The 7,670-nt window shown below is 25.9% G+C and carries 7 protein-coding genes; all 7 read left to right on the top strand.

Annotated elements, in window-relative coordinates; all coding sequences use genetic code 4:
* Positions 1-505: 505 nt before the first annotated feature.
* The 7 genes from RDJ14_RS03190 to rlmB all read left to right on the top strand — a co-directional run bounded on the left by RDJ14_RS03190 (position 506) and on the right by rlmB (position 7,491).
* Positions 506-1,342 (top strand): lipoprotein, encoded by an 837-nt coding sequence (locus RDJ14_RS03190; RefSeq protein WP_308149930.1) that lies wholly within the window; start codon positions 506-508, stop codon positions 1,340-1,342.
* A gap of 1 nt (position 1,343) precedes the next feature.
* Positions 1,344-1,817 carry a 23S rRNA (pseudouridine(1915)-N(3))-methyltransferase RlmH gene (locus RDJ14_RS03185; protein WP_308149929.1) on the top strand — a complete coding sequence of 158 codons (474 nt, stop codon included), beginning with the start codon at positions 1,344-1,346 and terminating at the stop codon, positions 1,815-1,817.
* 17 nt (positions 1,818-1,834) lie between these two features.
* Complete coding sequence (locus RDJ14_RS03180; RefSeq protein ID WP_308149928.1) at positions 1,835-2,506, top strand: uracil-DNA glycosylase; 672 nt, start codon at positions 1,835-1,837, stop codon at positions 2,504-2,506.
* A gap of 111 nt (positions 2,507-2,617) precedes the next feature.
* A complete protein-coding gene (locus RDJ14_RS03175) occupies positions 2,618-3,562 on the top strand; it encodes a hypothetical protein (protein ID WP_308149927.1) in 945 nt (314 codons plus the stop codon).
* An 18-nt stretch (positions 3,563-3,580) separates the two neighbouring features.
* Entirely contained in the window at positions 3,581-4,693 is a 1,113-nt protein-coding gene (locus tag RDJ14_RS03170) for a Mur ligase family protein (RefSeq protein ID WP_308149926.1), read from the top strand.
* 22 nt (positions 4,694-4,715) lie between these two features.
* Entirely contained in the window at positions 4,716-6,728 is a 2,013-nt protein-coding gene (cysS, locus tag RDJ14_RS03165; RefSeq protein WP_308149925.1) for a cysteine--tRNA ligase, read from the top strand.
* Between the two features lie 10 nt (positions 6,729-6,738).
* The gene (rlmB, locus tag RDJ14_RS03160) at positions 6,739-7,491 is read left to right on the top strand and encodes a 23S rRNA (guanosine(2251)-2'-O)-methyltransferase RlmB (RefSeq protein WP_308149924.1); all 753 of its coding nucleotides are present in this window, start codon (positions 6,739-6,741) and stop codon (positions 7,489-7,491) included.
* Positions 7,492-7,670 lie beyond the last annotated feature (179 nt).

Here is a 7,670-nt window from a genome sequence, read left to right as displayed (position 1 = left end):
ATTTATAAAAATACGTCGAATATAAATTTAAGGGTTAAGAGAATAATTTTGTCTAATGTTCATTATTTTTTCAATAATAATTCATTTGGAAATAAGTTATCAATGTAGTAATTAATTATTTCGTAAATTTGACAACCGTCCCTTAGTTTTTGATGAAAAGTTCTAATCATAACCATTAATTTTATATTCCTACTAAAGATATTGAAATCAGATATCAATTTTTGTATTATTTTTATTCTTAAAATAATCTAAAATATTGTATCACTGCTTAAAGTGTGGTTTAATATAAGTAACTTAAATGGGATTAAGGAATATGTTAAGTTAATAAATTCTAAAATATAACTAATTTAAACTAGTTATATTTGCTAACAATTCTTAATGCACCAAAAACTTTATTCAATCTTTTCAAAATTACTTTTTGCTTTTTCATCAAAAATAAGTTACAATTGCTATTGAATATTTAATTATTATAAATAATTTCTTAATGTAAGGAGAATAAAAATAAATGCGTAAAATAATTAGTCTTTTTTCAGCGATTGGGCTACTTGCTACTTCAAGTAGTACTATAGTTGCCTGTGGTGTTGGAGATGGTACTCAAATTAAGGTTAATCTTATTAATGAACCAAAAAAACAAGTTTCCAATGAAGATCCACTAACAAACTATGTTTATAATGATAGCTATATCTTTGAAAAACCAAATGGAATATATGTTGCCTTAGAAGCATACCAACAATTAGCAGTAGATAAACTTAGAATTGATGAAAAAATTTTAAAAACAACTAATCCTAATGATCCTGGTCAAAAGACTGTTAATGAATTCTATAATAGCAAAAACTATAAATCAGGACATTTTTATAGTTTTGAGTATAATAATTGAGGCACAGATAGTTTAACACACCCATTTACTTTTGCTGATAAAAACAGTGTACCAATTGCTGCTCAATTGGTTGATAATGATATAAAGAAACCACAATTTGTCTACTGATTCGTTACTTTTAATTCAGCTGCACAAGCAAATGTTGCACCAGCTGATCCAAATGCTGTTACTAGTATCGTAGCACCAACAATCGATGAATTTACAAGCAATAATCAAAAAATTATTCGTCAAGGATGAATCCACTTGGATTTAACAATGGGTAACTTTAGAATTGATTTTAATATTAGAATTGATTTTGGTTTTGTTTTATATTCAGATAAAAATAGTCAAGAAATAGTTCGCATGGACCCAGATACTATTCAATATTCATTAGGACATGTTGATTTTTATCATCCAGAAAGAACATTTGATGATTATAATGGTAAAGCAGGTCGCATTAGCGATATGGTTATTTCTAAAAGTTAAAATGTTAAGTATTAAAATTATTTGTGTTGGTGAGTTATCACAACAATATTGAAAATTAGCGACCAATGATTATTTAACAAGAGTTAAAAAACAAGCAAATATTATTATCCAAAATATAAAAGAATCTAAATTAAATTTAATAACTGTTAATATTAATATTGAATCAAATAAAATTATTGAATATTTAGATAAAAATATTGATTATCAATGAATGCTATTAGATTTAACTGGAAATCTTGTAACAAGTGAACAACTTGCACAAATCATTGTTAAAAATCAAAATTATCAACAAGGTAAAATTGGTTTTATCATTGGTGGTAGTAATGGTGTTAACCAAGAATTAAAGGCTAATTCTAAATTAATTAAAATTGCATTTGGCAAAATCACTTTACCACATCAATTGTGTTATGTAGTATTGTTAGAACAAATATATCGTTCATTACAAATTATTAATAATCAACCCTATCATAAGTAAAAGCGCAGGTGAAAACTATGTATAATAAAACTTTATTTGTTGATACATCATGAATGAAATTTTTTCAAAATGAAAATAATCAATTATATTTTCCAAAATTACTAAAAGACATTAAAAATGAATATCAAACTTACACTTGTTTTCCCATGTGAGAAGAGATTTTTACTGCTTTTAAACTAACTCCTTTAGAAACAGTAAAGGTAGTTATTTTAGGACAAGATCCATATCATCAACCAGAACAAGCTCACGGCTTAGCCTTTAGTGTAAAAGATAAAATCCCTTTACCACCAAGTTTAAAAAATATTTTTCAAGAATTAAAAAATGATTTAAATATTGAAAAGGGTAATAATGGCAATTTAACAAGTTGGGCTAAACAAGGCGTACTTTTATTAAATACAACTTTAACAGTTAGACAAGGCCAACCAAATAGTCATTTACAATATGGATGAACAATCTTTACTGACCATGTTTTATCATTTTTAAATCTAAATTGTTCTAATTTGGTTTTTATTTTATGAGGTAAAAATGCTCGTAGTAAAAAAATATTTATTGATACTGCTAAACATTATATTATTGAAAGTGCTCACCCCTCACCTTTAAGCGCATATGGAGGATTCTTTAATTCTAAGCCTTTCAGTAAAACAAATGATTGATTAATATCAAAATCTATTTCATCTATATTATGATAAAAGTATCTTTTTGCCAATATTATTTGTGTGTAAATGAATAAACAATGTTATTATATATTTGTTAAAATTAATCTAGTTTTAAATAATAATATAGGAATGGTGGTTATTTAAATGCCAAATAATTTAATAATAAATAACTTAGTTTCCAAAGTAGCAACAGAAACACTACCTTTATTTAGTAAAAGCACTGCTATTTATTTAATTATTGCCTTGGGTGCTACAATGTTATCCTATATTTTATTAAATAGTTTTTGAAAATTATTTAAAAAAGATAAGTATAAGGGTGTTCGCTTTACTACTAAAAATATTGCCTATATTACCATGCTGTCTTCAGTATCTGTAGTAGCCACTATTATTATTTCTATTACTATCCCGCTTACTGTGTTACCTCCGATTAGGATTGCCATTGAAGGATTAATGATTAAGATTACTGGTTATCTTTTTGGCCCTGTCATTGGGATTATTTGTGCTGCAGTAACCGATATTTTAGTAACTTTATTTGTCCCATCTTATATTAGTCCAGTCTACATGTTTTGTATTGTTTTCACTGGATTTTTAGCTGGTGTTGCTGGCATTTTAAATGTTAAACTAAAAAATTATCCATGAATTATATTTATTTTAATTAATATTTTTATTATATTTTTTGCTGGTGGTGGTGCTTATATTGTTTTATGTAGTGATCAATCTTCATATTCTGTTTCAGGTATTAATTTTAATAAATATGCGACTGCTGGTATTATTGCTGGTGGTGGCGCCTTTGCGTTACTAAGTATTTATAGTGTTTTATTTTATTACTTATGGCAAAGACAATCTGAAAGAATTAAAGAAATACTGCCAATTATACTGTTAGCAGTTGTAGCAGAATATGTAGTTACTGTACTAATTGCTTCATATGCCGATATGACCTTATTTAGTTCTAATGTCAAAGAATATGGTTTAACAGCAATGGCGCGAATTATTATGGCACCATTTAAAATTATTGTTAACTCAATTATTATTTACATTACATGAAGAACAGTAAGCCCATTAATTAATATTGACAATAATAATTATTAAATTAGATGTTGGTTAACTATGAATGATGAATTTTTAGAAGATATATATAAATATCCAGGAATTGAAAGTTTAACTAAATTAAAATTACTTTCCTCTAAATATTTAAATAATAATATTAAATATATTCAAGTAACAGGAACTAATGGTAAAGGTTCTGTTTCAAGAATGATTCATGCTATATTATGACAAACTAGTAATATTAAAGTTGGTCTTTTTACTTCACCACATATTACTGTGATAAACGAAAGAATTATTATTAATGATACTATGATTAGTAATCACGATTTAATTCGCATTAAGAATCTAATTAATCATGATATTGAACATTATCAATTAGGTTTTTTTGCCATTTTAACATTAATTGCTTTAATTTATTTTCAAGAACAAAAAGTAAAATGAGCAGTAATTGAAGTAGGTATTGGCGGTAGATACGACACTACTAGTGTCATTGATGCTACATATGCTGTTATTACTTCAATTGGTAAAGACCATCAAGAAATATTAGGTAATACATTAAAGCAGATTTTATATCAAAAAATTGGAATTGTTAAACCAAGCACCAAGATTCTATTTGTGTCAGGAAATTTAAATAGTAATTTAAAACATGAGATTCGCAAACAAGGGTATCAACCTTGTTATTCACCAAAATTAATTAATCAATCCTATTATGAAGAAAATAAATCATTAGCATTAACTGTTATTCAAAATGCTTTTCCTAACATTGCTCTTGTTAGTGCAAATAGGATTATTAAAAATCTGAAAATCAAATTTCGTTTTGAAAAATATAAGATTGATAATAAAATAGTTTATTTTGATGCAGCTCATAATCGTGAAGGTATTAATGCTTTAATCAAAACTTTAAAAAGTAACAATATCGTTCCTGATGAGATTATATTTTCTTGTTTAAAAAATAAGTATCCTAATCAATTACTTACTCTTTTAAAAAAAATCTCTAATAATATCACTGTTTGTCAAAACAGTCATGTACAAAGTATCAATGCAATGCAATTTAATTATGAAAGTATGATAAAAAATAGTAAAAATAAAATTATTTTGATTACAGGTTCTTGTTATTTTTTAGCAGATGTTTATAATTATTTATGCAGAATAGATGTCTTGAATAAATATTAAAAAAGGTAGGTAAAATAACTAAATGGTATTAGTATTAATTAATGTAATAAGTGGAGTGTTGATTTTAGGTACATTTGCTTTAATTGCTATTTTAGATCATAAAAATAATAAAATTAAATTAAAACAAATTAAATTAATTTGTTTAAGTGGAATGTTAGTTTCATTAGCTGTTATTTTAAATGGCGTTGGTGGTGCTGTTTTAGGTACTATTTTACCATTTAAAATTTTTGAAATTAGAATTGGTGACTTTGTATTAGTGCTAATTGGTTTCTTCTGTGGTGGAATGTTAGGATTTATTAGTGGTATTGCTGCTGACTTTTTAGGTCTTTTATTTGCAGGTAATGCTGTACCTACTTTATTCTTTACTTTTACTAGTGTTTTATGGTGTGTACTACCATATTATATTGTTACTAATTTAAGTAAAATATACTATCGTAAATGAACAATTTATTGTTATTTATTATTTGCTTATGGTCTTACTTCTTTACTAATTACTAGTACCGATCCTATTATTTTAGGTGAAATGTATGCAATGCCAATATTACCAATGTATTTTCTAAGAATTATAAAATACCCTATTGATTTAATTGTAAATACAACTTTAATTATTAATTGTTATAAAGCATTAAATAAATCACTAAATTTACAAAACCAATTTCAAAACCGCCAATTTGTTACTAATCCGCAAACTTTAGAATATAATATGATTAAAGTTTATGATAGTTTTTCACAAACATTAAAACCACTAGTAACTAATGATAACCAAGTAAATATATATTTATGTGGTCCTACCGTTTATAATTATGTCCATATTGGTAACGTTCGTGGTGTGATTGTCATGGATGTTTTACATCGTCTATTAATTCATCAAAAATATCAAGTTAATTATGTTCATAACATTACTGATATTGATGATAAAATTATTAAGCAAGCAGAATTATTAAAAACTACAGAATCGCAATTATCTAGTAAGTATAGTGATGCTTATTTACATGACTTAAAGACATTAAATATTATTTTGCCTAATAGTTTGCCAAAAGTAAGTCAATATATAGACAGCATTATTAAGTTTATTGAACAATTAATAATTAACGATTATGCATATGTTACTAATAATGATGTTTATTTTAAAGTTAATAAAATTAAAGACTATGGTTCATTAGCGCATAAAAAAATTATTGATTTAATTCCTAATTTTCGTGTTAAAAATCAAAATCCTAAAGTTGATATTTTAGATTTTGTATTATGAAAGGCAACAACTGTTGGTATGAATTGAAACAGTCCGTGAGGCAAAGGTCGCCCTGGTTGACATACAGAATGTACTACTTTTATTGAAACTATATTTAATGGAAAAACGATTGATTTACATAGTGGTGGTATTGATTTAAAATTTCCTCATCATGAAAATGAACGTGCGCAATTTATGGGATGTCATAATCAAGAATTAGCAAATATTTGATGACACAATGGTCATGTTAATATTGACAATGAAAAAATGTCAAAATCATTAAACAATTTCGTTTTAGTAAAAGATTTTTGTCAACAATATCATCCTCATATTTTACGTTACTTAATTTTAAATCGTGACCATCAACAACCCATAGATTTTAATGATGAAACCATTGTTAATGGTCTATCATCAATGAAAAAATACGAGCAAGTATTAAAACAATGAACCTATCAATTATTTATCAATAATATTAAAACAAATAAAAAACATCATAAACCTCATTATGTCCAAGTTATTAAGTTTTTATCAAATAGTATTGATACCACTAATACTATAACCTTACTAGAAACTATGGTTAAACAGATTAATGAAGCAATGGTTAAAAAAGACTTTAGTGAAATCAACCAAAATATTTTTTATACCTTTACTTTCACTCTAAAAATCTTAGGATTTGATTTTAAATTTGGTGACTATACACCAGAGATTAAAACCCAAATTAGATTATGAGAACAATTAAAATCACAAAAAGATTACCAAGCAGCCGATAAAATTCGAAAAAAACTACAAAATCTTAACATTATTTAAGGAGCAAAACATGGCATTAGAATACATTTACGGTTATCATCCCGTTGTTGCAGCAATTAACCCGCAATCATTAATTAAAGTTCGAAAGGTTTTTTTAGTTCAAGATAAATATCGTGAATTAAAACCAGAATTAAGCAAAAATAAAATTGAATATGAAATTATCAGTTTAGAAGCAATGAATAATTTGTTAAAAACAACAAAACATCAAAATATTGCTGCCTATGTTAAAAATTATGATTATTTTACTTTAGATCAATTATTAAGTTTACAACCAATCAATAAATTTGCTCGTTTTTTAATTTTAGACCGTATTTCTGATCCTCATAACTTTGGTTCAATGTTAAGGATTGGTGCTGGTAATGATTTTGATGGCGTAATTATTCTGAACCGTAATCAATCAGAAATTAATGGTGCAGTTGCTAAAGCCTCAGCAGGTGCTTTAAGTATCATTCCTATTTGTCAAGTTAAAAATCTAACAACAGCTATTAATAAATTGAAAAATGAACATAATTTTTGGATTTTAGCAGCAGCTAAAACTGATAAAGCTATTGATTACCTTGATGTGAAATGTGATAGTAATTTAGGATTGATTATTGGCAATGAAGGAGAAGGGATTAGTCCCAAATTATTAACTCATACTGATTTTGTTGTCCAAATTCCGATGTCTAATAACATTGAATCATTTAATGCTAGTGTCGCTTGTGGTATTATTGCCAATCATATTTACATTCAAACTGTAAAATTAAATACTAATATCTCATAAATTTTGGGAGCATAACGATGTTGTCGATAATTATTCATTAGTTGTCTTAAAATTATAAAGTTAGACGAGAATAATTGAGACTAAGTTATGTAATTGTATATTAATCTTAGCACTTAGAAAATATAAGTCAACAATAATACTTACTTTTACAAATCAAAAATTCTTATTAAAGTTTCCTT

Source organism: Spiroplasma sp. AdecLV25b, from assembly GCF_030913225.1.
In the GTDB taxonomy this organism is placed as follows: Bacteria; Bacillota_I; Bacilli_A; order Mycoplasmatales; family VBWQ01; genus Spiroplasma_E.
Note: the sequence above shows the minus strand (reverse complement) of the source record. Positions and strands in the feature narration are given on the sequence as shown.